At 59.2% G+C, this 25,773-nt stretch carries 26 protein-coding genes and 1 tRNA gene; 12 read left to right on the top strand and 15 right to left on the bottom strand.

Going from position 1 to position 25,773, the window contains the following annotated elements:
- Positions 1-20: 20 nt before the first annotated feature.
- Positions 21-1,007 (bottom strand): nucleotidyltransferase domain-containing protein, encoded by a 987-nt coding sequence (locus tag ACQZ5N_RS18000; RefSeq protein ID WP_142778936.1) that lies wholly within the window; start codon positions 1,005-1,007, stop codon positions 21-23.
- Positions 1,004-1,576 (bottom strand): 3'-5' exonuclease, encoded by a 573-nt coding sequence (locus ACQZ5N_RS17995; protein ID WP_448733675.1) that lies wholly within the window; start codon positions 1,574-1,576, stop codon positions 1,004-1,006. Before ACQZ5N_RS17995 ends, ACQZ5N_RS18000 begins: the two co-directional genes overlap by 4 nt.
- 577 nt (positions 1,577-2,153) lie before the next feature.
- Between ACQZ5N_RS17995 and ACQZ5N_RS17990 the strand changes: the two genes are divergently transcribed.
- Both ACQZ5N_RS17990 and ACQZ5N_RS17985 read left to right on the top strand, forming a co-directional pair.
- The gene (locus ACQZ5N_RS17990) at positions 2,154-3,818 is read left to right on the top strand and encodes an electron transfer flavoprotein-ubiquinone oxidoreductase (protein ID WP_448733674.1); all 1,665 of its coding nucleotides are present in this window, start codon (positions 2,154-2,156) and stop codon (positions 3,816-3,818) included.
- Between the two features lie 455 nt (positions 3,819-4,273).
- Entirely contained in the window at positions 4,274-5,014 is a 741-nt protein-coding gene (locus tag ACQZ5N_RS17985; protein WP_020808663.1) for a pentapeptide repeat-containing protein, read from the top strand.
- A gap of 87 nt (positions 5,015-5,101) precedes the next feature.
- On the opposite strand, the gene ACQZ5N_RS17980 is transcribed toward ACQZ5N_RS17985, so the two are convergent.
- Positions 5,102-6,118, bottom strand: a complete 1,017-nt coding sequence (locus ACQZ5N_RS17980) for a zinc-binding alcohol dehydrogenase family protein (RefSeq protein WP_448733673.1) — start codon at positions 6,116-6,118, stop codon at positions 5,102-5,104.
- Positions 6,119-6,221: 103 nt separating this feature from the next.
- Here ACQZ5N_RS17980 and ACQZ5N_RS17975 point away from each other — a divergent pair, with 103 nt between their 5' ends.
- Both ACQZ5N_RS17975 and ACQZ5N_RS17970 read left to right on the top strand, forming a co-directional pair.
- Positions 6,222-6,611: a winged helix-turn-helix transcriptional regulator gene (locus tag ACQZ5N_RS17975; RefSeq protein WP_448733672.1), complete on the top strand. Its 390-nt coding sequence runs from the start codon at positions 6,222-6,224 to the stop codon at positions 6,609-6,611.
- Between the two features lie 120 nt (positions 6,612-6,731).
- Positions 6,732-7,568 carry an undecaprenyl-diphosphate phosphatase gene (locus tag ACQZ5N_RS17970; protein ID WP_080817340.1) on the top strand — a complete coding sequence of 279 codons (837 nt, stop codon included), beginning with the start codon at positions 6,732-6,734 and terminating at the stop codon, positions 7,566-7,568.
- Positions 7,569-7,803: 235 nt separating this feature from the next.
- Here ACQZ5N_RS17970 and mgtE read toward each other — a convergent pair whose 3' ends face one another.
- Together mgtE and ACQZ5N_RS17960 are read right to left on the bottom strand one after the other, a co-directional pair.
- Entirely contained in the window at positions 7,804-9,180 is a 1,377-nt protein-coding gene (gene mgtE / locus ACQZ5N_RS17965; RefSeq protein ID WP_448733671.1) for a magnesium transporter, read from the bottom strand.
- 282 nt (positions 9,181-9,462) lie between these two features.
- Entirely contained in the window at positions 9,463-10,707 is a 1,245-nt protein-coding gene (locus ACQZ5N_RS17960) for an MFS transporter (RefSeq protein ID WP_051671853.1), read from the bottom strand.
- Positions 10,708-10,942: 235 nt separating this feature from the next.
- On the opposite strand from ACQZ5N_RS17960, the gene ACQZ5N_RS17955 reads away from it, so the two are divergent.
- The 3 genes from ACQZ5N_RS17955 to ACQZ5N_RS17945 all read left to right on the top strand — a co-directional run bounded on the left by ACQZ5N_RS17955 (position 10,943) and on the right by ACQZ5N_RS17945 (position 14,044).
- A complete protein-coding gene (locus ACQZ5N_RS17955) occupies positions 10,943-11,851 on the top strand; it encodes a diacylglycerol/lipid kinase family protein (RefSeq protein ID WP_174056547.1) in 909 nt (302 codons plus the stop codon).
- A gap of 284 nt (positions 11,852-12,135) precedes the next feature.
- Positions 12,136-13,509: an aspartate aminotransferase family protein gene (locus ACQZ5N_RS17950; protein ID WP_448733670.1), complete on the top strand. Its 1,374-nt coding sequence runs from the start codon at positions 12,136-12,138 to the stop codon at positions 13,507-13,509.
- A gap of 64 nt (positions 13,510-13,573) precedes the next feature.
- On the top strand, positions 13,574-14,044 hold the full coding sequence (locus ACQZ5N_RS17945) for an OsmC family protein (protein ID WP_080852422.1): 471 nt from the start codon (positions 13,574-13,576) through the stop codon (positions 14,042-14,044).
- Between the two features lie 376 nt (positions 14,045-14,420).
- Here ACQZ5N_RS17945 and ACQZ5N_RS17940 read toward each other — a convergent pair whose 3' ends face one another.
- The 6 genes from ACQZ5N_RS17940 to ACQZ5N_RS17915 all read right to left on the bottom strand — a co-directional run bounded on the left by ACQZ5N_RS17940 (position 14,421) and on the right by ACQZ5N_RS17915 (position 17,905).
- Complete coding sequence (locus ACQZ5N_RS17940; RefSeq protein ID WP_448733669.1) at positions 14,421-14,612, bottom strand: type II toxin-antitoxin system VapB family antitoxin; 192 nt, start codon at positions 14,610-14,612, stop codon at positions 14,421-14,423.
- Between the two features lie 59 nt (positions 14,613-14,671).
- Positions 14,672-16,177 (bottom strand): AMP nucleosidase, encoded by a 1,506-nt coding sequence (gene amn / locus ACQZ5N_RS17935; protein WP_196379411.1) that lies wholly within the window; start codon positions 16,175-16,177, stop codon positions 14,672-14,674.
- Positions 16,178-16,282: 105 nt separating this feature from the next.
- The gene (locus ACQZ5N_RS17930; RefSeq protein ID WP_003509979.1) at positions 16,283-16,456 is read right to left on the bottom strand and encodes a hypothetical protein; all 174 of its coding nucleotides are present in this window, start codon (positions 16,454-16,456) and stop codon (positions 16,283-16,285) included.
- Between the two features lie 10 nt (positions 16,457-16,466).
- Positions 16,467-16,649, bottom strand: coding sequence for a hypothetical protein (locus ACQZ5N_RS17925; protein WP_020809511.1), 183 nt, complete (start codon positions 16,647-16,649; stop codon positions 16,467-16,469).
- A 158-nt stretch (positions 16,650-16,807) separates the two neighbouring features.
- Positions 16,808-17,404 (bottom strand): hypothetical protein, encoded by a 597-nt coding sequence (locus ACQZ5N_RS17920; protein ID WP_448733668.1) that lies wholly within the window; start codon positions 17,402-17,404, stop codon positions 16,808-16,810.
- Between the two features lie 162 nt (positions 17,405-17,566).
- Entirely contained in the window at positions 17,567-17,905 is a 339-nt protein-coding gene (locus ACQZ5N_RS17915) for a DUF2147 domain-containing protein (protein ID WP_003524108.1), read from the bottom strand.
- A 599-nt stretch (positions 17,906-18,504) separates the two neighbouring features.
- Between ACQZ5N_RS17915 and ACQZ5N_RS17910 the strand changes: the two genes are divergently transcribed.
- Entirely contained in the window at positions 18,505-18,768 is a 264-nt protein-coding gene (locus ACQZ5N_RS17910) for an SEL1-like repeat protein (protein WP_003524109.1), read from the top strand.
- Positions 18,769-19,159: 391 nt separating this feature from the next.
- On the opposite strand, the gene ACQZ5N_RS17905 is transcribed toward ACQZ5N_RS17910, so the two are convergent.
- Positions 19,160-20,272: a pyridoxal phosphate-dependent aminotransferase gene (locus ACQZ5N_RS17905; protein ID WP_020809513.1), complete on the bottom strand. Its 1,113-nt coding sequence runs from the start codon at positions 20,270-20,272 to the stop codon at positions 19,160-19,162.
- 156 nt (positions 20,273-20,428) lie between these two features.
- Complete coding sequence (locus ACQZ5N_RS17900; RefSeq protein ID WP_035240153.1) at positions 20,429-20,776, bottom strand: hypothetical protein; 348 nt, start codon at positions 20,774-20,776, stop codon at positions 20,429-20,431.
- Positions 20,777-21,082: 306 nt separating this feature from the next.
- Between ACQZ5N_RS17900 and ACQZ5N_RS17895 the strand changes: the two genes are divergently transcribed.
- Positions 21,083-22,300 (top strand): NAD(P)/FAD-dependent oxidoreductase, encoded by a 1,218-nt coding sequence (locus tag ACQZ5N_RS17895; protein WP_269830714.1) that lies wholly within the window; start codon positions 21,083-21,085, stop codon positions 22,298-22,300.
- Positions 22,301-22,307: 7 nt separating this feature from the next.
- Positions 22,308-23,108 carry an aldolase/citrate lyase family protein gene (locus ACQZ5N_RS17890; RefSeq protein WP_127758296.1) on the top strand — a complete coding sequence of 267 codons (801 nt, stop codon included), beginning with the start codon at positions 22,308-22,310 and terminating at the stop codon, positions 23,106-23,108.
- 1 nt (position 23,109) lies between these two features.
- Here the strand turns inward: ACQZ5N_RS17890 and ACQZ5N_RS17885 are convergent, their stop codons facing one another.
- Positions 23,110-23,286 carry a hypothetical protein gene (locus ACQZ5N_RS17885; RefSeq protein ID WP_003524115.1) on the bottom strand — a complete coding sequence of 59 codons (177 nt, stop codon included), beginning with the start codon at positions 23,284-23,286 and terminating at the stop codon, positions 23,110-23,112.
- An 89-nt stretch (positions 23,287-23,375) separates the two neighbouring features.
- On the bottom strand, positions 23,376-23,717 hold the full coding sequence (locus tag ACQZ5N_RS17880) for a hypothetical protein (RefSeq protein ID WP_020812132.1): 342 nt from the start codon (positions 23,715-23,717) through the stop codon (positions 23,376-23,378).
- A 162-nt stretch (positions 23,718-23,879) separates the two neighbouring features.
- Here ACQZ5N_RS17880 and ACQZ5N_RS17875 point away from each other — a divergent pair.
- Positions 23,880-23,970, top strand: a tRNA-Ser gene (locus tag ACQZ5N_RS17875).
- Between the two features lie 706 nt (positions 23,971-24,676).
- Positions 24,677-25,741, top strand: a complete 1,065-nt coding sequence (locus ACQZ5N_RS17870) for a porin (protein WP_448733667.1) — start codon at positions 24,677-24,679, stop codon at positions 25,739-25,741.
- Positions 25,742-25,773: the final 32 nt, after the last annotated feature.

Below are 25,773 nucleotides of genomic sequence, written 5' to 3'. Positions count from 1 at the left end.
CAGGGCAGCAAAAGCAGTCGTTAAACCGCAATCAGTCTAAAAAATTTCGTATCCTTGCCTAGTGCTGATAATATCTCAAAAAGTGTATCGCCAAACTCATATGATTTTTGAACCCAATCTTTGCTGTTGCTTTCAAAAAGCTCTTTGAGCTTTTCCTTTGGCTGATCCATTCTCTTTAAAAAGTCACCGTATTTTTCAAGAAGATCCGAAATCTTATCATGGACGTCACTGAAAGATTGCTCCTGTAGAAGCCATTGCAAACGATCAGTGGGTGTCATTTTCGTCATTTCTTTGGCTCGTTCCGGAGAAACTGTGCCATCCAATTTATATACTGCTAGAAGAAAAAGTAGTGCAGAGTAGCACGTTAACATTCGACTATGTTTTAGCTTGTGGTTCTTGATTTTTGCGTTGCCCTTCTGCGAGCGGCGGCCGGATTCGTAGTTAACGCAGAAAGTTCGCCAGAGTCGGAGGATATCATTTGTAAGAAAAGCGGGAATGAAATCAGAGGAATGATCTCCGTAGTCACCCCAATATGCAGCGATCACTTCATCGATGATTTCCTCATACACTTCTTCACCAATAAGGGGGCGACTCTCGAGGAAAAGAAGCAATCGTCCAGTTAGGGTGTTGCGATAGTCGTCTTCTGCCGTACCCAGATGCGCTTTGAGATCATGGATCGAATGACTTGCGAGATATTTTCCGTCTGCATCGAATTTCGGCATATTTAGCGTATTGATAGCCTTAATAAGTTCGGCCTTCACAAGAATAGTATCAAGATTAGACAGCTGATTAAACATAAGCTTTTTGTCGTCTCGATCAATTTCTGCCGTCTTACTCACTATGAAAACATCTAAGTCGCTTTGCTCACCTGCTTCGAGGCGGCCAAAAGAGCCTGTAGCATAGACACAGGCGGTCCCCGATAATATTTCACTCGCTTTCGTCAGATGTGTCTGTAGTTCGGTGAAGCGTTCTACTGTGGCTTTTTTTCTTTCGCTAATATAACTCATTCGTTTCCACTCTCGAAAATATTTGCAAATATCTCTGCCTGCTCTATCGCGTCATCGACGGCGTGGTGGGTATGCGGTCGATCGGAAGTGAAGCGAATGGGAAGCTTTGTTCTGCTGGATGAGCTAATGGTTCGACCGGTTTTGATGGCAACCGCAGTTTTTAGATCGAAACAGCGCGAATGCCCAAAAGGCGAGCCGCGCTTAGAATATCGAATAAAATACCAATAGAGCCACGTCCAGTCGAAGGAGAGTGGATAGGCTACCAGCACCGGCTTTCCTGCACCGGAGAATTCCTGAATCCAATCAAAAGCTTCATCCATCGCTTTATCGGGTGACGCGCCATGTAGTAAAAGTTGTGTTCGATCAAGGCCATTGATCGCTAAGGCTTCGGGGTCGAAAGCGTCTGAAATGGGTTTAAGTTCGCGATAGAAGGAGCGCGTAAATTCTTGGGGGCGGGAGAACGTGTTGCCGTCATACGTCCCGGCGTAAACTAAGGCGAAAGACAACATAGAATAGGGACCAGGAATGGCGCCATCTGTTTCAACGTCTGCCGAAAAGAAAACATCCACCATATTATCCTATCAATCTGTTGCAAAGATTAGGGCGTGCCCATTAGGTGCCTGTCTGACGTTCCCGACTGATGAATCATCAGTGCGCTTTGGACCTTGCCCAAGCCTTACATACAGGCTGGCCCAAATCTGTCTACCCTTTCCAGATTGCAGGGCGCGCCATGGTCTCGGTCTTCAAGCCAAAGAATGCATAGAGTAATCCGGGCCTGTTTCTGACCGTAAATGGAAGTTCTGATTGATATTGGAAAACGCTCTCAATACGGGGTCACTATTTAATATCGAATACAGACGCGGCCCCAAATATCCACAACCCTTGACGCTTTTCTTTCCCAGTTATATTATAAATCTTACGTGAACGTAAAAGTAATAAAGCAATCATCAGGTTGTCTGACAATTGACTGGCGTGCGACATGTTTTGCCGCTATAGAAGCTCGACAAAGGCGTCCTGCTTTGCGAAGACAGGCGCTGGGATGCGGTGTCGCGGATGGTTTTTTGACTGGCGCGGGCGATGCGCCGGGAATGCCGGAAAGCGGATATAACAACAGCCGGATGGGACCGGCGATGCGGAGAGGATGAGATGACGGAAGCGATGGAACTGCCCGAACGCGAAGCGATGGAATTCGACGTTGTGATCGTTGGCGCGGGTCCCGCGGGCCTTGCCGCCGCGATCCGGCTGAAGCAGGTGGAGCCGGAGCTTTCGGTCGTCGTTCTCGAAAAGGGTGCCGAAGTCGGCGCGCATATTCTCTCCGGTGCGGTGGTCGATCCGATCGGCATCGACAGGCTGCTGCCGGGCTGGCGCGAAGAGGAGGGGCATCCCTTCAAGACCGAGGTCAAGGACGACCAGTTCATGTTCTTAGGCCCGGCCGGCTCCATCCGCCTGCCGAATTTCATGATGCCGCCGCTCATGAACAATCACGGCAATTACATCGTCTCGCTTGGGCTGGTCTGTCGCTGGCTGGCGGAAAAGGCGGAAGGGCTCGGCGTCGAGATCTATCCGGGATTTGCCGCAACTGAAGTGCTCTATAATGACGAGGGCGCCGTCATCGGTGTCGCCACCGGCGATATGGGCATCGAGAAGAACGGCGAGCCGGGCCCGAACTTCACCCGCGGCATGGAGCTGCACGGCAAATATGTGCTGATCGGCGAGGGCGTGCGCGGTTCGCTCGCCAAGCAGCTGATTTCCAAATTCGATTTGTCCAGGGATCGCGAGCCGCAGAAATTCGGCATCGGCATCAAGGAACTCTGGCAGGTCAAGCCGGAGAAGCACAGACAGGGTCTCGTGCAGCATTCCTTCGGCTGGCCGCTCGGTTTCAAGACCGGCGGCGGTTCCTTCCTCTATCATCTCGAGGATAACCTTGTCGCCGTCGGCTTCGTGGTGCACCTCAACTACAAGAACCCCTATCTTTATCCCTTCGAGGAATTCCAGCGCTTCAAAACGCATCCGGCCATCCGCGAGACCTTCGAGGGCGGCAAGCGCATTTCCTATGGTGCGCGCGCCATCACCGAAGGCGGCTACCAGTCGGTACCGAAGCTGACTTTCCCCGGCGGCGCGCTGATCGGCTGTTCCGCCGGTTTCGTCAACGTGCCGCGCATCAAGGGCAGCCATAATGCGGTGCTGTCGGGCATGCTGGCGGCGGAAAAGATCGCCGCAGCGATTTCCGCCGGCCGCGCCCATGACGAGGTGGCGGAGATCGAGGCGGAATGGCGCGACGGCGATATCGGCAAGGATTTGAAGCGGGTCAGAAACGTCAAGCCGCTGTGGTCGAAGTTCGGCACGCTCATCGGCGTCGGTCTCGGCGGTCTCGACATGTGGACGAACCAGCTGTTCGGCTTCTCCTTCTTCGGCACGCTGAAGCATGGCAAGACGGATGCGGAGAGCCTTGAGCCGGCCGCAAAGCACAAGCCGATCGCCTATCCGAAACCGGATGGTGTGTTGACCTTCGACCGGCTGTCGTCGGTGTTCCTGTCCTCCACCAACCATGAGGAGGACCAGCCGGTGCATCTTCAGGTGAAGGACATGGCGCTGCAAAAACTGTCTGAGCACGATGTCTTTGCCGGTCCTTCGACGCGTTATTGTCCGGCCGGCGTTTACGAATGGGTGGAGAAGGACGGCGAAGAAGTCTACGTCATCAACGCCCAGAACTGCGTGCACTGCAAGACCTGCGACATCAAGGACCCCAACCAGAACATCAACTGGGTACCGCCGCAGGGTGGCGAAGGGCCGGTTTACGCCAATATGTGATGGCGATTACGGGCGGAGCCTTCTCTTCCGTCATGCTCGGGCCTGTCCCGAGCATCTGCAACGGATTGATTTTACGATACGTGGATAGATCCTCGGGACAGGCCCGAGGATGATGCCGAGCGTGGGAAGATCGCTCGCAATCACTCTCAGCCATTGTGTCATGCGGCCGGGAGTGACGACATGTGCGGAACGGGCAGACTTCTGATCGAAGGGCTCATTTCACACGACGCAGACGCGCCGTTGCCGGTTGCCGGGTCAAACCCGACATGAGGAAGAGCAGCGTCCAGAGCCCGTCTCCCCGTCAGTATTTGTGGATTGCTCTTCGATTTCTTACATATAGGATGTTGGGGTGTTGCATGGTCGCGTGGCCCGTGGATTGTGGTTCAGCGATGCGGTAACGCCTTGAATGTGCATATGGTCCTAAGTGCCGTCGCCCGACGACAGGGAGTGAAGGAATGTCCGGCTTTCAAAGGCTGAATATCGTGCGGAAGACAGGGTTCGTTGCCGGTGTGGCGGCGCTTGCGATGATTGCCGTTTCTTTCAGCGGCGGTCCGCTGGTGGCTGCAAGCTGCCGTACCGATGCCATGGCCGGCATCGACTGGCGCGAATGCAACAAGCGTCTGCTGATGCTGGGCGGCAGCAATCTCGATTCGGCAATGCTTTACGGCACGGATTTCACCTATACCGACCTGCGCGGTTCGTCGCTGAAGGGCGCCAATCTCGAGAAGGCCAAGCTCATCCGCACGGCTCTTGGCGAGGCGAACCTGCAGGGCGCCAATCTGACCAAGGTGGAAGCCTATCGCAGCGATTTTTCCGCCGCCGACGCCACCAACGCCAAATTCGTCAATGCTGAAATGCAGCGGACCAAATTCGAAAACACCAAGCTGGACGGCACGGATTTCACCAAGGCCGAACTCGGCCGCGCCGATTTCGAGGGCGCGACGCTGAACGGCTCGAAATTCTCGCTGACCAATCTGTCACGCGCCCGTTTCGGCGGCGCCAAGCTCGGCGGTCCGGTGGATTTCACCAGCGCATTCCTGCTGCTGACGAGGATCGAAGGACTCGATCTTTCCATGGCCACCGGCCTTGATCAGAAGCAGATCGACATTGCCTGCGGCGACGCCAAGACCAAATTGCCGAACGGCCTCACCGCGCCGGCCTCCTGGCCGTGCCCGGAAGATCCGGACGACGACTGACAGGAATAGCCGCGCGGTCTTGCGCTCGGCCCAAACATCTCCATAAGCGGAAGAGAAGCGTCCGCGATGCGGACGCCTCACCGGCGATCAGAAGCCCGAAAGCACGATCTTGCCCTTGGCCCTGTTGCTCTCGATCAGCGCATGCGCCTTGATGAGATTTGCGGCATTGATGGTGCCGAAAACCTCCGTCAGCGTCGTCTTGATCTTGCCGGCATCGACTAGTTGCGCGACATGGTTCAGCAGCCTGTGCTGCTCGATCATGTCAGGCGTCTGGAAGACGGCGCGGGCGAACATCATTTCCCAATGGATCGATACGCATTTGCGCTTGAAGGCCATGACGTCGAAGCCGCCGGCCGGATCGTCGATCAGCGCGAAACGACCCTGCGGCGCGATGGTCGCCACGCTGTCGGCGGCATGAATGTCGCTATGGGTGGTGGAGAAGACAAAGCCCGGCGCACCGAGGCCGAGCGCTTCCACCTGCGGGGCTATCGGCTTGCTGTGATCGATGACGTGATGTGCGCCGAGTTCCTTCACCCACGCAATCGTCTCGGGCCGTGAAGCGGTGGCAATGACGGTGAGGTCGGTCAGCGCCCGCAGAAGCTGGACGGCGATGGAGCCGACGCCGCCCGCGCCGCCGATGACCAGAATGGCGTTGGCCGCGCCCGGAACCGGCTCCTTCACCCGCAGCCGGTCGAACAGCGTCTCGTAAGCGGTGATGGCGGTCAGCGGCAGCGCGGCGGCCTCCTCGAAATTCAGGGATTTCGGCTTTGCACCCACAATGCGTTCATCGACCAGATGGAACTCACTGTTGGAGCCGGGGCGGTTGATGACACCGGCGTAAAACACCTCGTCGCCCGGCTTGAACAGCGAGACCTTGTCGCCGACGGCCTTCACCACGCCCGCCGCATCGAAGCCGAGCACGCGGGGTTCGCCGTTTTCCGGCGACTGGTTGCGGCGCACCTTGGTATCGACGGGGTTGACCGAAACGGCCTTCACTTCCACCAGAATATCATGCCCCTTCGCTTCCGGCTGGGGCAGGTCGATATCGACGAGGGCGTCTTTCGCGGTGATGGGCTGGCTGGTCCTGTAACCGATGGCGCGCATGAACAGTCTCCTTTGCTTGTTTGCGTGCCTCTTACTTGATACATATGAACATCGATCGCAAGAATGCACATTTTGTGATGATACATACAAAAAGGATACTGTGATGTCGCGACCGCGCGCCAAGCTCACCGGCAACTTTCCCGGCTGCCCGGTGGAATCGGCTTTAAGTTTCCTCGATGGCAAATGGAAGGGCGTGATCCTCTATCACCTCATCAATGAGGGCACGCTGCGCTTTAACGAGCTGCGCCGCCATATTCCCAGCGTCACCCAGCGCATGCTCACCAAGCAGCTGCGCGAACTGGAAGAGGCCGGCCTGATTTCCCGCACCGTCTTTCCGGTGGTGCCGCCGCGCGTGGATTATGCGCTGACGCCGCTCGGCGAGACGATGATACCGGTGATTTCGGCGCTGAAAAGCTGGGGCGACGCCCATGTCGTGTGCAAGAACGGCGAGAAATATACCCGCCTTCCCGAGGCGAAGGAAAAGGCCGCCTGAAAAATCACGGGTAAAAGCGCACCCCTTCGCGCGCCTTTTTCATGGTGCGATGCAACATGTATTTGCCCCGATTGATGCATAATGCTGCGATCTCGATTCGCAGCAGGGACATCAGGACACATGAGCATCGGTTGGTTGGAGGCCGCATTTCTCGGCTTTTTGCAAGGGCTTACGGAATTTCTTCCGATTTCTTCAAGCGCGCATCTGAGGATCGCCGGGGAGTTCCTGCCCTCCGGTGCGGATCCGGGAGCCGCCTTCACCGCGATTACGCAGATCGGCACCGAAGCGGCCGTGCTGGTTTATTTCTGGTCGGATATCATGCGCATTGCCATCGCCTGGCTCCGGCAGAACTTTCGCCTCGGCGAGTATAACAAGGCTGATGCCCGGCTCGGCTGGCTCATCATCATCGGTTCCGTGCCGATCGTCTTTCTTGGCCTGTTCTTCAAGGATGCCATCGAGCACTCGCTGCGCAACCTCTACATCACCGCCGTGATGCTGATCGTCTTCGGCATCGTTCTCGGCGTTGCCGATAAAATCGGTGAGAAGCGTTACAAGCTGAACCAGCTTATCTGGCGCGATGGCATCCTGTTCGGTTTCGCGCAGGCCATGGCGCTCATCCCCGGCGTTTCGCGCTCGGGCGGCACCATCAGTGCCGGCCTGCTTTTAGGCTATACCCGCGAGGCGGCGGCGCGTTACTCCTTCCTGCTCGCCGTTCCCGCCGTCTTCGGCTCCGGTTTCTACCAGCTTTTCAAGAGCATCGGCGAGGACAATCCGGTCGGTTGGGGACCGACGGGGCTCGCGACACTGATCGCCTTCGTGGTCGGCTATGCCGTGATCGTCGTGTTCCTCAAGCTCGTCTCCACCAAGAGCTACATGCCCTTCGTCTGGTACCGCGTGGTCATTGGCGTCATTCTTTTGGGGCTGCTGGGAACGGGCGTGATCAACGCGGGTGGGTGATTAGGGCTTTGTCGATTGAAACGACGCTTTTGGCAAAGTTGCATCATCCGCACTCCGTCACCCCCGACTTGATCCGGGGTCCAGCGCGATCAAGTCTTTGATCGCAATAGACTCGTTTCTCACGGCGCAGACGCGCCGTGGCTGGATGCCGGATCAAGTCCGGCATGACGGAGGAGAGATTATTCTGTGCCCTAAAAAGTTGAAGGCCCGCTCTTCCGAGCGGGCCTTTCGTCTTTTAGAGCAACGTACCGCTCAAGATCACCAGCGCCACCGAGAAGTAGATGATGAGCCCGCTGACATCCACCAGCGTCGCGACGAAGGGGGCAGAGGCGCTGGCGGGATCGAGCCGCAGGCGCTGCAGCACGAAGGGCAGCATGGAACCGGCGAGCGAACCGAAGGTGACGATGCCGACAAGCGCCGCAAAGACGGTTGCCCCCACCAGCAGCCAGTGCTCGCCATAGTCATAAAAGCCCGCCTGCTGCCAGACCGTCAGACGCAGGAAGCCGATAGCGCCCAGAATGCAGCCGAGCGTCAAGCCCGTCGGGATTTCCCGGAGCAGTACCCGCCACCAGTCGGAAAGCTTCAGCTCGCCAAGCGCCAGCGCCCGGATGATGAGCGAGGTGGCCTGCGAACCGGAGTTGCCGCCCGACGACATGATGAGCGGAATGAAAAGCGTCAGCACCACTGCCTTTTCCAGCTCGCCCTCGAAATGCTGCATGGCGCTGGCCGTCAGCATTTCGCCGAGGAAGAGCGCTGCGAGCCAGCCGGCGCGCTTGCGGATCATGTCCGGAAAGCCGATCGTCATATAGGGCTTGCCCAGCGCTTCCATCCCGCCGAACTTGTGGGCGTCTTCCGTCGTGTCGGCGATCATGGTGTCGATCACGTCGTCAACGGTGACGATGCCGAGAATATGCGAACGGTCATCGACGACGGGCAGGGCCAGAAGGTCGTGCTTGCGGATCAGCCGGGCGACATCCTCCTGCGACATCAAGGGGCTGGCGCAGACGATGCCTTCCTTCGATGCGACGGAGAGGATGGAGGCGCCGGCTTCGCCGGTCAGCAGGCGGCGCAGCGTCACGACGGTGGAAAGCGTTCCGTCCTCAGCCAGCACATAGATGGCATAGACCGTTTCACGCGACCGCTCGACGACGCGGATGTGCGAAAGGGTCTGTTCCACCGTCCAATTGTCCGGCACGCTGACGAATTCCGTGGTCATGATCGAGCCGGCGGTACGCGGCGGATAACCCATCAGATGCTGGATGGAGAGCGCCGTCGTGCGGTCCAGCCGGGAAAACAGCTTTGCCCGCGGTTCTTCCGCCATTTCCGCCATGACGTCGGCAACACGGTCGTCGGACATCAGGTTGACGAGGCGGGCGGCCTGTTCGACCGGAATATCGGCGATGATGGCGGCTGCGCCATGCAGTTCGGGCCGGTCGAGAATGGCGACGGCCTTTGCCTGCGGCATGGCGAGGAGGGCGGTTACGGCCTCGGCGACATCCAGCGTGTTGAGGTGCTCGACGCGTTCGGCAATGGTGGTGGAGGAACCGGCGTTTCCGCTACGAAGAAGACGTGCGGCCTTGCTGGCCCTCTGGGAGAGGTTGTGGAAGTTCATGATTGCTCACCTTTCCGTCGATTCGCCGATCACGGCGAACGCGGTGGTGAGCCGACAGCGGTCGGATCAGTTCACGTTCGCCGGTCTCGGCAAAGGCAATCGACTGCTACTGTCGCTAGACATCCAATGATGCTCCGTTGAAATCCGCGCCGTGCCGGTTGGCCTGCGCGTAAGGCCGTGTTGCGCCTGAAACCGAAAAGAGTCAAGCACCCGATCATGAAATTTATGCAAGGTTCTGCACCGTGGCGAGGGGCGGCGGCGCAGGCTGTAAAAAAGGCGGCTTCAAGCCGCCTTTTCGCGCCGTTCGACGGTGACGGAAACAAGGAAAACGCCAAGCCCGAGAAGGGAAAGAACCGCGCCGACATAACCGGTGGAGGCGTAACCGAAACCCATGGCGATGACGAGGCCGCCGAGCCAGGCGCCGAGCGCATTGGCGATGTTGAAGGCCGAATGGTTGGAGGCGGCGGCCAGCGTCTGCGCATCCTGCGCCACATCCATCAGCCGCGTCTGCACGGCCGGACAGGCGGCGAAACCGCAGCCGATCAGGAAGACGCAGAGGCAGAGCATGAAAGGATTGTCCGCCGTCATGCCGAACACGGTCATGACAAGCACGTTGAAGGCCAGCATGCCGCCAATCGTGCCGTTGAGCGAGATATCGGCCAGCCGCGAGCCGACCACATTGCCGACATTCATGCCGATGCCGAACAGCGCCAGCACCATGGAGACGGTGGAAACCGGCATCATCGCCACATCGGTGGTGGTCTTGGCGATATAGCTGAAGACCGAGAACATGCCGCCGAAGCCGACAGCGGCGATGGCGAGCGTCAGCCATACCTGCACGCGGCGGAAAGCGCCGAGTTCGCGCCAGACGCTCGCGCCTTCCTCCACCCTGTCACGCGGCTGGAAAAACCAGAGCAGAGCCACCGTCAGAAGCGCGATGCCGCCAACCAGCATGAAGGCCGCGCGCCAGGAAAGCAGCTGGCCGAAGAAGGTGGCGAGCGGGGTGCCTAGCAGGGTGGCGATGGTGAGGCCGAGCATGACGCGGCCAACGGCGCGGGCGCGCTTGTGGATCGGCGCCATGGAGGCCGCCACCAGCGCCGCAACCCCGAAATAAGCTCCATGCGGCAGGCCGGTGATGAAGCGCAGGACGGTGAAGCTCAGGAAATCCGGTGCGACGGCGCTCAAGATATTACCGGCCGCAAAAAGCCCCATCAGGCCGAGAAGCAGGGTGCGGCGCGTCATGCGCGCGGCGAGAACCGCGATGATCGGCGCGCCGATGACGACGCCGAGCGCATAGGCCGTGATGACATAACCCGCCTGCGGAACGGTGACGCCATAGGTGGTGGCGACGTCAGGAAGCAGGCCCATGATGGCGAATTCGCCAGTGCCGATGCCGAAGCCGCCGGCGGCAAGCGCCAGTTCGATGAGCGCGATGGCAAGCGGGGAGAGGGCCACGGCAGGTGCGGCCGTGTAAACGGTTTCATTCTCCGCGCCAGGGCGGGCTTCGGAAATATTCGACTGGCTCATCGTGACCTGAAAAACGGGAAGGGCCCACAGAAAAAAGGGCAAGACCGTATGGGAGCGGTCTGCCCTGACTGGAGATGCGCGGTCATGAAAATGACCTTAAGTGATCCCTAACATGAAATGATGCGTTGCGGTAGAGCGATTCTCGGCAAAAGAGCATCTTCACGCGATGGTGTTCGGAACCCTATATAGGGTCAGGCATTTACGCGCGGCTGCCTCACTGGATCGGGTTGGAAACATGAAGCTCATTGCAATTTTCAATCGTGACGGCGGCACGTTTCGCACCACCGACATGGAGGCCTATTGCGACCATGCCCGCGAGGTCTTCACCCGCGCCGGCCACGCCATCGATTGCCGTCTCGTCTCCGGAAAGGATATCGTCGAGGAAATGGAGCGCGCCGCCGATGAGCCGGGCATTGAAGGCATCATTGCCGGCGGCGGTGACGGCACGATTTCCGCAGCAGCCGCCATCGCCTGGAAACACGGCATCGCGCTCGGCATCGTTCCGGCCGGCACCATGAACCTCTTCGCCCGCTCGCTGAAGCTGCCGCTCGATATTCGCCAGGCGCTGGAAACGCTGGCGAATGGCGAGATTGCCAGTGTCGACATTGCCAGCGCCAATGGCCGGCTCTTCGTCCACCAGTTTTCCGCGGGCCTGCATTCGCGCATGGTGCGCTATCGCAACAATCTCGCTTTTGCCTCCCGCCTCGGCAAGATCAAGGCGAGCATCCGCGCCGCCATCAGCGTCATCCTCAATCCGCCGGTCTTCGAGGTGGAATATACCGTTAACGGCAAAACGCAGCACCGCAAGGTCTCGGCCATTTCCGTCTCCAACAATGAATTCGGCCAGAGCGCATTGATGGTCGCGGACAATGTCTCGGGCGGCCATCTCGGTTTTTATCTCGCCGATCCGTTGCGTCCTTCCGGCGTCGCGAAACTCGCTTTTGATATTCTGCGCGGCAGGCTGAAAGAAAACGCCGCCGTAACCGCCATGACCGTAACGGATGTGGAGCTGCATTTTCCGAAGAAACGCCATGACCTGCGCTGCGTCATCGATGGCGAATTGCTGCCCATGGAGCGGGATGTGGCGCTGGAGGTTCACGCCGGCGAATTGAAGGTGCTGGTGGGGCGGTCGTTTTTCGCATAGCGCAACTGACTGCGAATTGGCGGTTGCCGCTTGTTTCTTCTCCCCGAGGGGGAGAAGTCCGCGGCAGCGGGATGAGGGGGCAAGCGTCGAGATATTCGGAGAGCTAGCCCCCTCATCCGACCCTTCGGGCCACCTTGTCCCCGGCGGGGAGAAGAAACAAGCGGCGATGTCGCGCCCTCAATACCCCCTAAAAAACGCCAGCCTTGCCAAATCGAAGCCGCCCGGCCATGTTCGGCAGGCGCGGCAGCGTGAGCGCCGTCGCCTTTATGGGAGTGCGATCTGTCATGAATGAAGTCTCCAAGCCGATGTCCAATCTCGCCGCCATCGATGCCGCCCATCACCTTCACCCCTTTTCCGACATGGGCAAGCTGAATGCTGCCGGCACCCGCATCATCGAGCGCGCGGAAGGGGTTTTCATCTATGACAGCACCGGCAGGAAATATCTCGACGCCTTTGCCGGCCTCTGGTGCGTGAATATCGGTTACGGACGCCGCGAGATTGCCGATGTCGTGCAGCGCCAGATGAACGAGCTGCCCTACTACAACGCGTTTTTCGGCACCACCACGCCGCCCGCGACGCTTCTGGCGCAGAAGATCGCCTCGCGCGCCGGGCCGAAGATGAACCATGTCTTCTTCACCAATTCCGGTTCGGAAGCCACCGACACCTGGTTCCGCATGGCGCGCGTTTACTGGAAGGCGCTCGGCCATCCGACGAAAACCAAGGTGATTGCCCGCCGCAACGGCTATCACGGCTCGACGGTGGCCGGTGCATCGCTCGGCGGCATGAAATGGATGCATGAGCAGGGGAACCTGCCGATCGAGGGCGTGGCCCATATCGGCCAGCCCTATTGGTATGCCGAGGGCGGCGATCTTTCGCCGGCCGAATTCGGCCTGAAGGTGGCGCGCGAACTGGAAGCGAAGATCGATGAACTCGGCGAGGAAAATATCGCCGCTTTCGTGGCCGAACCCATTCAGGGCGCGGGCGGCGTCATCGTGCCGCCGGAAACCTACTGGCCGGAAATCGCCCGCATCTGCAAGGCGCGCAACATCTTGCTCGTCTCCGATGAGGTGATCTGCGGTTTCGGCCGTCTCGGCTCCTGGTTCGGTTACCAGCATTTCGGCGTGGAGCCGGATTTTGCGCCCGTCGCCAAGGGCCTGTCTTCCGGTTACCTGCCGATTGGCGGCGTCATCGTCTCGGATCGGGTGGCGGAAGTGATGTTGTCCGAGGTCGGTGACTTCAACCACGGTTTCACCTATTCCGGCCATCCCGTCTGCGCTGCCGCCGCCCTGGAAAACCTCCGCATCATCGAGGAGGATGGACTGGTGGAACGGGTGCGCGACGATATCGGCCCTTATTTTTCCGAGGGCTGGAAAAGCCTGACGGATCACGAACTGGTCGGCGAGGCGGTGAATGTCGGCCTGATGGGCGGCCTGCAGATAACGGCCGACAAGGCGACGCGCCGGCGTTTCGCCAAGCCGGACGACATCGGAACCGCCGTGCGCAACCATTGCCTGGCAGATGGCCTTGTGATGCGCGCCACCGGCGACCGCATGCTGGCCTCACCGGCGCTGACGATCAGCCGCTCGGAGGTGGACCAGATCATAGAAACGCTGCGCAAGGGGCTCGATCACTTGCGCGATACGCGAGAGCATTTCTAGGAAAAGTGGACACCGGTTTTCCGTTAGAGAATGCGAAAAAAGTTTCCAAGGGAGGAATAATCAGATGGCAGGACAGGAACATCATTACGCCGTGCAGGTGAAATGGACCGGCAATCGCGGCAAGGGCACATCCGGCTACCGCGATTATGAACGCGACTACACGATTTCCACTTCGGGAAAGGCTGACATCGCCGGCTCCTCCGACCCCGCCTTCCGCGGCGATCCCTCCCGCTGGAACCCGGAAGACCTGCTGGTCGCCTCGCTCTCGGCCTGCCACAAGCTGTGGTACCTGCATTTCTGCTCGGTCAATGGCATCATCGTCGAAGACTATGTCGACAATGCCGAAGGCACGCTGGTGATGGAAAAGGATGGTGCGGGGCAATTCAGCGAAGTGGTGCTGAAACCGGTCATCACCATTTCGAAAGGCGATCCGGCCAGAGCGGATGAGCTGCACCATGATGCACACGAAAAATGCTTCATCGCACGCTCGGTGAATTTTCCCATCCGCGTGGAGGGGACGGTGAAGGTGGTTTGAGGCGGATGTGGCGCGCGATCCGCGCGAGCGGACCGCGGCGGGCGACTTCGCAAAGAGCATCTCCAGTAAAAATGCGTAGCAGTCTTACTGGAGATGCGTAAAAATAAAGAGATGGAGCGCTTCCAAAGATCTCGTTTTTGCCTGAAGCACTATAGGCTCAGGCATAATCGTTGCTGTCCGCTAAATGCGCTATTTTGCTATGGTCGTCTGTTTTCTCCCCGTCATTCCGGCCTTGAGCCGGAATCCAGTCAGCCCAAGTCCTTGGGCTGAAAAGACTCTTCTCGCCGCGCAGACGCGCGTAGGCTGGATTCCGGCTCAAGGCCGGAATGACGGAGGTTATGTTCTTTGATGGCAATGAGAGCATTGAGTGCGTCGATTAGGACTCATCCGTTCTCCAGCTATCGCGGACTCCACTGAGATTGCCTTCCCGGCCGAGGCCCCGTAGCTCCCGGTGTCTCCGGATAAATTCTCTCAGGGCCATTTCAACCGCTGCTTCTGCGTTGGAAACTCCAGTAATTTCTATGACCTCTGCGATCAGCTCGTCATCAAGGCCGATCGTCACACGCATTCCGATGCCTCAAGGTGTATGAGCCAACATCAGCACCTTGAGGGCGAAGATGCGCGATCTTACTGGAACGCCGTCTCGTAAAAGCTTCGAAGCTTGCGCGAGTGCAGCGTCTCCGTCGGCATGGCGGCCAGCTTCTGCACGGCGCGGATGCCGATCTGCAGATGCTGGGCGACCTGGGTGCGGTAGAACTCCGTCGCCATGCCCGGAAGTTTCAGTTCGCCATGCAGCGGCTTGTCGGAAACGCAGAGCAGGGTGCCGTAGGGCACGCGGAAGCGGAAACCGTTGGCGGCGATGGTGGCCGATTCCATGTCGAGCGCTATGGCGCGCGATTGCGACAGACGCTTGACGGGGCCTGCCTGATCGCGAAGTTCCCAGTTGCGGTTGTCGATGGTGGCGACGGTGCCGGTGCGCATGATGCGCTTCAGCTCGAAGCCCTCGTAGCCGGTAACTTCCGCGACGGCGCCTTCCAGCGCCACTTGCACTTCGGCCAGAGCCGGGATCGGCACCCAGACGGGCAGGTCGTCATCAAGGACGTGATCTTCGCGCACATAGGCATGCGCCAGAACATAGTCGCCAAGCCGCTGGCTGTTGCGCAGGCCGGCGCAGTGGCCAACCATCAGCCAGGCATGCGGGCGCAACACGGCGATGTGGTCGGTGATCGTCTTGGCGTTGGAGGGGCCGACGCCGATATTGACGAGCGTGATGCCGGCATGGCCCTTCTTCTTCAGGTGATAGGCGGGCATTTGCGGCAGGCGCGCGAGCACGGCATCCGTTTCCGGCTTGTCGCAACCGGCAGGGGTGACGATATTGCCCGGCTCCACGAAAGCGGTGTAACCCTCGCCGCCATTCTTCATCAACTGCCGCGCCCATGCGGCGAATTCATCGATATAGAACTGGTAGTTGGTGAACAGCACGAAGTTCTGGAAATGGCTGGCGCTCGTTGCCGTATAGTGGCTGAGGCGGGCCAGCGAATAATCGATGCGCTGCGCGGTAAAGGGCGCGAGCGGTGCCGGTTCGCCCGGCACCTGATCGTATTCGCCATTGGCGATGAGATCGTCGGTATTGTTGAGGTCGGGCGTATCGAACAGATCGCGCAGCGGCACGTCGGACAGCGAAGAAGCCGCCGCCGCCTCGACATAGGCGCCTTCGCCGAAAGCGAAATGCAGCGGAATGGGCGTGGCCGATTCCGACACCGTGACCGGAACGCCGTGGTTCTTCATCAGAAGCCCGAGCTGTTCCTTGAGGTAATGGCGGAAAAGCTCCGGCCGGGTGATGGTCGTCGTGTAAACGCCGGGGGCGGTGACATGGCCGTAGGAGAGACGCGAATCGACATGGCCGAAGGTGGCGGTCTCAAGGCTCACCTGCGGATAGCAGGCGCGGTAACGGCCAGCAATCGGCGCGCCCTTGGCAAGCTCGGTGAAGGAATTGATCAGGAACGCCGTATTGCGTTCGTAAAGCGCGGTCAAAGCCGCCACAGCTTGTTTCGGGTCCGTGAATGTCTGCGGCGCGAAAGGCTCAGGAGTGACGAAGGTGAGGGGCGGAATCGTTGGTTTTGCTATTGTCATGGCCCATTATAAGAGGGCAATTTCGACAGGCAAGCGACAGAAATACGAAGAAACTGAAAAGAAACGCAAAAAGGCAGTTCGAATAACAGCGGGTCGGCGGAAATTTCAGCCGAGCGCGCCACGCTGCAGGCTCATCAAAAGCACGAAGCCGGCGCCCTTGGAGGCGGGGCGGGGATCGGCCTTGTAAACCGCAAGTCCCGCGACCGGACCGAGAAAGATCGAGGCCATCAGCACCAGCCGCAGCGCGGAAAACAGGCCGTTGGAAAAACTTGTCGTCATCGGCCTGTCCTCACAACACGACGGGGCAATTGGCGGCGGGCGAGGGGCTATGCTGGCAGGCGATTGCCGCGCCGGCATTCACCCGCTGGAAACTGCGGTTCGGATTAACGACGAGCGAGGCGAAGGACATGGCGAAGATCGCCATGAGAAACGCGAAGATTGCCAGTCGGCTGATCAGCTTTGCCATGTCCATTCCCCTTATTGGAGTTGATGGACAGAGTTTTGCCACACTCGGACTGAACGGACCCTGAGACCCCGGTTCATATGGCATTCAGGGATGTTAACGGGTGGTGACATGACAGATTGATGCCGCAATGGCGCCGGGCATCTCGCGGGCCACCCGCTTTTCGATCAGGACAGAGGGGCTTCCGCACGTGCCGCAAGATCGGTCACGAGGGTCTCGAACGCCTGAGGCTGCGTCACATCGACAACCGGCACGCGGTGCTCCTGCGCGGATGCCAGCATGTCCGTGTTTTCCCGCAACGAACGCTCGATGAAGGCGTCGATGATCCGCCGCCTCTCAGCCGCTGCATCTTCATAGCGGGCGTGAGAGCGCATTCTCTCGAGAAGAAAATCATTGCCGGCATGGAGAAAGACACCGGCGACCTCGCCGCCAAGCAGGGGCGAAATCAATTCCGGCCGCAGGGCCGCGCCCTCGAAGATTGTGGAACCGCCGGCGCCGGACCTGCTGTCGATCATCGTGCGGATCAGCGGCCAGATGTTCTGATGATGTATCTTCAGGAACCAGTGGATCGTTTCCGCCGAGAGCCGTGCGTAGTATTCTTCCACCGGTGCCGGAATGCCCGGCCATGGCCTGCCCGGATGGCGGGCGAGACTGTCGGTCGATATTGCCTCGCAGCGCAGCCTTTCGCTCAGCAGGCCGGCAAGGGTGCTCTTGCCGACATGCGAGGTGCCCGCAATCAGGACTGTGGAAAGGGTGGGGCGCATGCGTCGCTCTCGTTGGTGTTGGGCGCAACGATACATCAACGGATATATGGCTTCCATGCGGCGTGCGCCCGCAGTCTCGGAGGCAATCCTTGGCAGCGCACCGTGGCCGTCAGGTGCGGGACCGCAGGCGGCAGGACAGAAGCCCGCCCGCCGCCCTGTCGATTAAAGCCGTGTCCAGGTCTGCGATTTGCACAGAACCTTCAGCACGCAGCCCTTCATGCTCAGCGAGTTGCCGGAAACGGTGCCGGAGCCGCTATAGGTCTTGTCATTGGCGGGATCGGTGATTTCACCCGAATAGCTGTTTCCCTTGCCGGAAAGCTTGCCGATCTGTTTTCCGGCGTGTTTGCCGGTCTTCAGCGTCACGCAGAAGGCGCCGCCGCAGGGGCCGATCACGGCGGTTTCGCCACTGGCGGTCTTCCAGTTGCCTTCGATTGCCTCGGCGGCGAAGGCAAGGTTGCCGCTCAGCATGAGGGCGGCGGCAATCGTCATTATACGCTTCATAAAATTCCTCCCGAAATTCGCGCAGGCTTTCTGGAGCCAGCGGCCCAAAGACGCGATGCGCAGATCAAACCCTTTTGGCGTGCGAATGCGCCATCTCTGGCCCAAGCCGCCTGCGGCGCAACGATTGCTCCTTGCACCGCGCTATCCTGTGCCCGTTTCATCCTCATGACGGGCAGGGCGGATAGTATTTGACGTTCACGTAAAAGGAAACAGAAATTTGCGGCCTCGGCGCGGCATTTGCAGCGACGGGGGGAGCGAAAGAGGGAGAATTGGAAAATCGCTGTTTTGATCGTGGTGAAGGAAGGGTTTAAATCCAATTCTAAACTTTTCGTAAAATTCGCCGCAAAGTCCTTAATTTCCGCGGCTCGTGATATTTAACGAAAACCCAATTTTACCAATCGTTTGCAGTTTGTTTGCGGCGCATTAATCATGCCTTTTAAGCGACCGTTGAAGGCCCCGTGGCATAGTGAACTCATCAAAAGCGCAGGGAAAACCTGCCGGACGAAAGGACAAAAAAGCCGCAAAAGACGGCAGGTCCGGACGATGGCCTCGACAAGAAGGCGAATGATGAAACAGGCAGAAGGACAGGGATTAAAACAATGGCACGCTTTGAAATTCGCGATATCGAAATGGCTGCCGGTGGCGAAACCCGCGCCGACACTCTTTGCAATCTCGGCCTGGTCTATGCGACCGGCCGGGGCTGCAAGGTGGACCTGATCGCCGCCCATAAATGGCTCAACATCGCCGCGATCCGCGGATCGGAAAGAGCCGCTTCGCTGCGCGCCGATCTCGCCCGCAACATGACGAAATCGGAACTGGCCGAAGCGCTGCGCGCCGCCCGCGACTGGATGACGATGCACTGATTTACCCAAGCCTTATTGAGATTTCCGGTCCGGTTCCCTCCAGTCCCGATGACCGGCGCAAAGGAAAGTAAACCCGAAGGGGAACGCGGCGAGGGCTTTGAAAAGGGCTTTTGCGCTGACACATCAAACCGCGACCGGCAGGAACAAGGCCGGCGCGGTTTTCTTATGTTTGGCGATGTCTCTTCGCCGGAAAACGATTCGCGGGCAGGGGCTTGCGGGAGGATGTTGAATCGATGCGTGCAACGCGCGGCACTTTCCAACCCTCATTCCTGTGCTTGTCACAGGAATCCAGCCGACGCGCGTCTGCGCGGCGAAAAGAGTCCTTCCAGCCCAAGGACTTGGGCTGACTAGATTCCTGTGACGAGCACAGGAATGAGGGTGGGTTGGGAGCTTACCCGATCGCCTTGAGGACCTTCGGCAGCGCCTGCTCGAACAGATCGAGCTTGTCACCCGGCCCCACGCTCACACGAATGCAGCGGTTGAGCGGGGCGACGCCCGGCATGCGGATGAAGACGCCGTGTTCCATCAGCCCATCGACGATGGCGCGGGCATAAGCCCCGTCGCGATGGCAATCGATGGTGACGAAATTGGTGGCGGAGGGGAGCGGTGAAAGGCCGTTATTACGCGCGACTGCCGAAATGCGCTCACGGGCGTCAGAAATTTTACCAACGACTTCATGCAGATAGGCCTGATCCTTCAGCGCCGCCAAAGCGCCGGCGACCGAAATGCGCGCCATGCCGAAATGGTTGCGGATCTTGTCGAAGGCTTCGACATTGCCGAGCGTGCCGATGGCGTAACCCACACGCGCACCCGCCAGCCCATAGGCTTTCGAGAAGGTGCGCATGCGCAGAATGTTCGGCTGGCCGATCAGCGCGTCGATGGCCGGCACGGCGCTGGCCGGCGCGGTTTCGCAATAGGCCTCATCCAGAATGAGCAGGCAGGTCTCCGGCAGGGCGCGGGCAAAGGCGACGACTTCGCTCGCTTCCCACCAGCTTCCCATCGGATTGTCGGGATTGGCGAAATAAACGAGCGGCGCATTTTCCCGGATGACGAGATCGAGAAGCCCGTCAAGGTCTTCGTGGTCGTCGACATAGGGCGTGGTCACGAGTTTCCCGCCAAAACCGTTCACATGGTAATTGAAGGTGGGGTAGCCGCCAAAAGAGGTGACGACAGGCGTGCCCGGCTCGACGATCAGCCGCGCGATCTCACCCAGCAGCCCATCGACGCCGCTGCCGATGGCGATATTGCCGCGTGCAACGCCATGGTGGATGGCAAGCGCTTCCTTCAACTCGTAATTTTCCGGATCGCTGTACATCCATGTCTCCGCCGCCGCATCGCGCATGGCCAGAAGCACGGAAGGGGCGGGGCCGAAGCCGCTCTCATTGGCGCCGATACGCGCTTCAACCTTCAGGCCGCGGTTGCGCTCGATGGCTTCGGGGCCGACGAAGGGAACGGTTGAGGGAAGCGAAGCGGCAAGCGGCGTGAGGCGGGAAAAGGCTGACATTGGCTGAGAGTTCCGGTACCTGTGTTTAAAACCCGGCTCACAATAGGTGCAAAAAAACCGGACGCAAGGCGCAGCCGGTTGCGGCACGACTGTTTTGGAACAGAATTTTACGTCCCGGCGAGGAGACGGAAAAGCCATTGGCCCGTTATGTCGGGGTCACGCGTTGGTCTCGAAGCTCAGGCGTCGCACATGGTGCAGGAACTCCGCATCGATCAGCATATTGAAGCCGATCGTCACTTTTTCCTCTTCGCGGCGGATCAGCGTGCAGCCGATCTCGTCGCGGATACCGAGAATTTCCAGATAGAAATTGGCCGGCATTTCCAGATCGGGACTGACATCCAGTTCCGCGCCGTAAAGGGAAATGGTCCGCACCAGGCAGCGCATGGTGTCCTTGGCGCTGAGATGATGCCCGATGAAGGTGATCTTGCCGGGCCGGTCGATCTGAAATTTCTCGTACATCTCGTCCTGGGGGACGTTCTGACGGGGATCCATATGCAAAGCCATGACAACCTCCCGGATTGCCTCTTTTGATGCCGATTTTAACGCCGCTTCCTTGCCAGGGCATGAAGGAAATGCGCGCAATTGTCTGTTCTCTGTCTCGATCTCGACCAATCTTCCCTTCGGAAGCCGATGTTTCCGCTATGGAAATGCGCTCGGTCCCATCCGGTTGCAGCCTGTGCTGATACTGCGCCACGCTTGCACGGGGCTGGTGTTGACTGGGGCCGTACTTGGCGTTACGCCTGAGCCTTGCAATATCGCTTCGCGAGGCCCGGCAGGACCGGCGCTTCGTGATTCTTCTGGGAGTGGACTGTGACGGGAAGGCTGGTAATCGTCGGGGCGGGGCAGGCCGCTTTCGCGCTGGCGTCGAAGCTTCGGGCGCTGAAGGACGAGCGCCCCATCACCATCGTCGGTTCCGAGGATGCCTATCCTTACCAGAGGCCGCCGCTCTCCAAAAAATACCTCCTCGGCGAGATGAGCTTCGACCGGCTGATGTTCCGGCCGGAAGAATGGTACGCGGAGAACAATGTCGATATCCGGCTTTCCACCTGGGTGGAGGAGATAGACCGCGCCGCCAAATCCCTGCGCATGCAGGATGGCAGCACGCTTTCCTATGACAGGCTGGTGCTGGCGACCGGGGCGGCTCCCCGCCTGCTGCCCGCCAGTATCGGCGGCGATCTGGAAGGCGTCCTGACCGTTCGCGACAAGCGCGATGCCGACCGGCTTATGGAGGAGATGAAGCCGGGCCGCAGGCTGCTGGTAATCGGCGGCGGCTATATCGGTCTCGAAGCAGCGGCCGTCGCGCGCAAGCTCGGCCTCGAAGTGACCTTGATCGAAATGGCCGACCGCATTCTCCAGCGTGTGGCGGCGAAGGAAACCGCCGATATCATGCGCGGCATCCATCAGGCCCACGGCGTTTCCATTCGCGAAAAGACCGGCCTTGTGCGCCTTGTCGGCATGGATGGCCGGGTGGCCGCTGCCGAACTCTCCGACGGCTCGACGCTGGATGTGGACTTTGTGATTGTCGGCATCGGCGTGACGCCGAATGATCGCCTCGCTCGCGAATCAGGCCTTGATGTCGGCAATGGCATCGTGGTGGATGACCATACCCGCACCTCCGACAGCGCCATTCATGCCGTGGGCGATTGCGCGCTGCTGCCCTGGCGCGGCCAGCATGTGCGTCTCGAATCGGTACAGAATGCTGTCGATCAGGCCGAGGCGGCCGCTGCCGTGCTCACCGGGGCTGAAGTCGCCTATGATCCGAAGCCATGGTTCTGGTCGGATCAATATGACGCCAAGCTGCAGATCGCCGGTTTCAACCTGGGTTACGACGAGACGATGCGGAGGCAGGGCGCGCGTGAGGGCAGCTGGTCCGTCTGGTATTTCCGCGATGGGCGATTCGTGGCGGTGGATGCCGTCAACGATGCCAAGGCCTATGTCGCGGGCAAGAAACTGCTCGATACCGGCGCGGAGCCGGATCGCGCCATCCTGGCGGATGCTTCCGCCGATCTGAAATTACTGCTTTCCTGAGGATATCATGCCTGCTCCCGAAAACCGTTTCAAAACCGCCATCCATGCCGGCAAGCCGCAGATCGGCCTCTGGCTCGATATGGGCGAGGCCATCACGGCGGAAATCGCCGGTACGGCGGGGTTCGACTGGCTGGTGATCGACGGCGAGCATGGGCCGAACGATCTGCGCAGCATCATCGACCAGTTGCGCGCCCTTGCCACATCGCCTGCCGAACCGGTGGTGCGCGTGCCGGTCGGCGAAAGCTGGATGATCAAGCAGCTTCTGGATGCGGGTGCGCGCACGCTTCTGGTGCCGATGGTCGATTCGGCCGATCAGGCGAAGGATCTGGTCAGCGCCATGCATTATCCACCACGCGGCATTCGCGGCATGGGCGCTGCCGTTGCCCGCGCTTCCGCCTTCAACACGATAACCGACTATGCCGACAGCGCCTCGGATAGCGTCTGCCTGCTGGTGCAGGCCGAAACGCGCGCGGCGATCAACGATCTCGACAATATTCTTGCGGTGGAGGGCGTGGACGGCGTCTTTATCGGCCCGGCGGATCTGGCCGCCGATATGGGCTATCTCGGCAGGATAGACGAGCCGGAAGTGCAGGCGGTGATTGAGGCGGCCATCGTCAAGATCGTCAAGGCGGGCAAGGCCGCCGGCATTCTCACCTTCAACGAAACCTATAATCGCCGCTATCTCGAACTCGGCGCGTCCTTCGTGGCCGTCGGTGCGGATGTCACGGAATTCGCCAGTACCCTGCGTGCGCTCTCGGCCCGTTACAAGGGCGGAGCAGCGCCTGCGCCATCCCGGTCTGGCTATTAATTCAGTCGTCGTTGCTGGCGTTCAGCTTTTCCGGCGGAATGCCTTCTTCGCCGGAGGCGAGATAACCGGTGTTGATAAGGGCGGCGCGAATGATGCGCTGGATGGCCTCATCCCTGTCGACACCGTGATCCCTCGCAAAATCCGACAAAGCCGCTTCAAGATCGTCGCTGAACCGCATATCCGCCCCCATTCATCACATTTCAAATAAATACGAAAAGGCAAGGCAGGGTAGACCCGCCTTGCCTTAATTTTAATTCGATGCGGCGATCAGCGCCAGCGATAAAGGCTGCTGTTCGACGAGTTCTGCTGCGTGCTCGCGCCAACCGCATAACCGATGGCAAAACCGAGTGCGCCAACGATCGTCAGCAGGGAGGTCGCCGTGCCGGGATTTTCCTTGACGGCTTCCACGACATTCTGGCCCTGGGCGCGGACATTATGCGCGGCCTTGCGAACGCGTCCGCGCGCCTCATCCAGAAATTCGGAAGCATCCTCGCTCACACCTTCCGCGCGGGCGGATACGGATTTGGAGAGGGATGCGATCTGCGAACGCAACTCCGCAATTTGGTTTTCGATCGTGTCTTCGACAACATTCAGTTTGGTCTGAGCCATTAGAACACCTCTTTTGTTACCGAAGGCAGAACGTGCCGGCCTGCAAGAAGTTCCCGAAAGGCCCGCAAAGTTTCGCAGGAGGATGTTCAGCCAACAGGTTTTTGTGCTTCTTGGCGAAAAAGCCTTGCAATCATTTTTTTTACGCAATAATCAGGCCGCACCGGAGAGGTGGCCGAGTGGTCGAAGGCGCTCCCCTGCTAAGGGAGTATACGTCAAAAGCGTATCGTGGGTTCGAATCCCATCCTCTCCGCCACTTCGGCACAAGACCGGAAAATCCCAGCCCCATCGATCCCTCCGTTCCAAGCTACCATCGGAGCGCTTGGCGACTGTCTGCGCATGCCGCTTGCGCTGCCGTCTGTTTCGAATCGGTACGCGCGGCAAATCGGCCGCTGCTGATAATAGCCAAACGCGACCTAACGTCATCAAATCAGCTCTCCAGGCGAGCCGGATTGGCGGCGGCGTATCGGTATCGTAACTGATACGAAGCGAACCTTTCGAATCGTTATGCGGGGAATCGGGCGGCAAACGGCAGGGGTTTTTCCATCGTTTCTCCATGTGCGCCATGAAGGCGTGTCGGGTGCAGGGATGTGAGGAAGCAAAAGTTTCCATCATCCTTGCCCGGCGAGGCAAGGTTTCGCCGAAAAAGCCAGTAGTTTAGAAAGGCCTTGTTAACCTCGCTAACTAACGGATTTTCAAGCAATTTCTTAACGCATGGTAAAGCCGCGTGCGGGCCGGCTGCGCACTGTGTGTTGTTTCCGCAACAAACCGAAATGAAGCATATACGTAAATGCTATTTATCGGATGTTGGCGATTGCAAGCGGCGAAACCTTTTGTATTTTCACCACCAGAAGCGAGGCGGTGGATCGTTTGGCTTCTAAGAACACGGGAATGGGGCAGGGAATGCTGTCCTTCAGCGAAAGTACCCAGACCCACTTAAAAACTTTGACTGGAGGTCAACCATGAACATCAAGAGCCTTCTGATCGGCTCCGCTGCGGCTCTCGCAGCAGTATCCGGCGCTCACGCTGCCGACGCTATCGTCGCTGCTGAGCCTGAGCCCCTGGAATACGTTCGCGTTTGCGACGCTTTCGGCACCGGCTTCTTCTACATCCCCGGCACCGAAACCTGCCTGAAGTTCGACGGTTACATCCGTTTCCAGACCGACTTCGGCCGTAACAAGTCCGGCACGTCTGACTGGGATTCGTTCACGCGCGCTCAGTTCAACATCGACACCCGCACCGACACCGAGCTCGGCGCTCTGCGCGGCTACATCGGCTTCCGCGGCCAGGCCGACAACGACAGCAACCGTGGCGTTGTTGTTGACCAGGCTTTCATCGAACTCGGCGGCCTGAAGGTCGGTTACTACTACAACTGGTGGGATGATGGTCTCTCCGGCGAAGTTGATAGCCTTTCTTCGAACGCTACCCGTCTGAACGCTATCCGCTACACCTACGACGCTGGCTCCTTCTACGTTGGCGTTGCTGTTGAAGAGCTGGAAGGTCAGCGCGGCACCTCCAACATCTCCAACGACCTCATCAAGGGTGGTTCGTTCGAAGCAGCGAACAACGTTGGCGTATCCGCTATCGTTGGCGCCAAGTTCGGCGGCGTAAACCTCAACGTCCTCGGCGGCTACGACACCGACCAGGAAGAAGGCGCAATCCGCGCTATCGTAACGGCTGACATCGGCCCCGGCACCCTCGGCCTCTCTGGCGTTTGGGCTTCTGGCGCAAACAGCTACTACGAAGAGTCTGAGTGGACGGTTGCTGCTGAATACGCCATCAAGGCAACTGACAAGCTGACCATCACCCCCGGCTTCCAGTACTTCAACACGATCGATCTCGGCGCCGATAACGACTGGGTTGGCGATCGCGATGCATGGCGCGCTGGCGTAGCTGTTGGCTACAAGATCACCCAGGGCCTCTCCACGCTCGTTTCGGTTAACTACCAGGACGTCGACGGCACCGAAGGTGTAAACGGCGGCGGCGACAGCTGGGTTGGTTTCGTTCGCCTTCAGCGCACGTTCTAATCTGATCTGACATTGTCAGTGATGGAAAGCCC

It is taken from the genome of Agrobacterium sp. 22-221-1, assembly GCF_053522445.1.
This window is presented reverse-complemented; position numbering and strand designations above follow the sequence as displayed.

Bases quoted from the DNA above. Each gene is read 5' to 3' on its own strand.
- ACQZ5N_RS18000 (WP_142778936.1), bottom strand. From the start codon at position 1,007: ATGAGTTATATTAGCGAAAGAAAAAAAGCCACAGTAGAACGCTTCACC.
- ACQZ5N_RS17990 (WP_448733674.1), top strand. From the start codon at position 2,154: ATGACGGAAGCGATGGAACTGCCCGAACGCGAAGCGATGGAATTCGAC.
- ACQZ5N_RS17985 (WP_020808663.1), top strand. From the start codon at position 4,274: ATGTCCGGCTTTCAAAGGCTGAATATCGTGCGGAAGACAGGGTTCGTT.
- ACQZ5N_RS17980 (WP_448733673.1), bottom strand. From the start codon at position 6,118: ATGCGCGCCATCGGTTACAGGACCAGCCAGCCCATCACCGCGAAAGAC.
- ACQZ5N_RS17975 (WP_448733672.1), top strand. From the start codon at position 6,222: ATGTCGCGACCGCGCGCCAAGCTCACCGGCAACTTTCCCGGCTGCCCG.
- ACQZ5N_RS17970 (WP_080817340.1), top strand. From the start codon at position 6,732: ATGAGCATCGGTTGGTTGGAGGCCGCATTTCTCGGCTTTTTGCAAGGG.
- mgtE (WP_448733671.1), bottom strand. From the start codon at position 9,180: ATGAACTTCCACAACCTCTCCCAGAGGGCCAGCAAGGCCGCACGTCTT.
- ACQZ5N_RS17960 (WP_051671853.1), bottom strand. From the start codon at position 10,707: ATGAGCCAGTCGAATATTTCCGAAGCCCGCCCTGGCGCGGAGAATGAA.
- ACQZ5N_RS17955 (WP_174056547.1), top strand. From the start codon at position 10,943: ATGAAGCTCATTGCAATTTTCAATCGTGACGGCGGCACGTTTCGCACC.
- ACQZ5N_RS17950 (WP_448733670.1), top strand. From the start codon at position 12,136: ATGAATGAAGTCTCCAAGCCGATGTCCAATCTCGCCGCCATCGATGCC.
- ACQZ5N_RS17945 (WP_080852422.1), top strand. From the start codon at position 13,574: ATGGCAGGACAGGAACATCATTACGCCGTGCAGGTGAAATGGACCGGC.
- ACQZ5N_RS17940 (WP_448733669.1), bottom strand. From the start codon at position 14,612: ATGCGTGTGACGATCGGCCTTGATGACGAGCTGATCGCAGAGGTCATA.
- amn (WP_196379411.1), bottom strand. From the start codon at position 16,177: ATGACAATAGCAAAACCAACGATTCCGCCCCTCACCTTCGTCACTCCT.
- ACQZ5N_RS17930 (WP_003509979.1), bottom strand. From the start codon at position 16,456: ATGACGACAAGTTTTTCCAACGGCCTGTTTTCCGCGCTGCGGCTGGTG.
- ACQZ5N_RS17925 (WP_020809511.1), bottom strand. From the start codon at position 16,649: ATGGACATGGCAAAGCTGATCAGCCGACTGGCAATCTTCGCGTTTCTC.
- ACQZ5N_RS17920 (WP_448733668.1), bottom strand. From the start codon at position 17,404: ATGCGCCCCACCCTTTCCACAGTCCTGATTGCGGGCACCTCGCATGTC.
- ACQZ5N_RS17915 (WP_003524108.1), bottom strand. From the start codon at position 17,905: ATGAAGCGTATAATGACGATTGCCGCCGCCCTCATGCTGAGCGGCAAC.
- ACQZ5N_RS17910 (WP_003524109.1), top strand. From the start codon at position 18,505: ATGGCACGCTTTGAAATTCGCGATATCGAAATGGCTGCCGGTGGCGAA.
- ACQZ5N_RS17905 (WP_020809513.1), bottom strand. From the start codon at position 20,272: ATGTCAGCCTTTTCCCGCCTCACGCCGCTTGCCGCTTCGCTTCCCTCA.
- ACQZ5N_RS17900 (WP_035240153.1), bottom strand. From the start codon at position 20,776: ATGGCTTTGCATATGGATCCCCGTCAGAACGTCCCCCAGGACGAGATG.
- ACQZ5N_RS17890 (WP_127758296.1), top strand. From the start codon at position 22,308: ATGCCTGCTCCCGAAAACCGTTTCAAAACCGCCATCCATGCCGGCAAG.
- ACQZ5N_RS17885 (WP_003524115.1), bottom strand. From the start codon at position 23,286: ATGCGGTTCAGCGACGATCTTGAAGCGGCTTTGTCGGATTTTGCGAGG.
- ACQZ5N_RS17880 (WP_020812132.1), bottom strand. From the start codon at position 23,717: ATGGCTCAGACCAAACTGAATGTTGTCGAAGACACGATCGAAAACCAA.
- ACQZ5N_RS17870 (WP_448733667.1), top strand. From the start codon at position 24,677: ATGAACATCAAGAGCCTTCTGATCGGCTCCGCTGCGGCTCTCGCAGCA.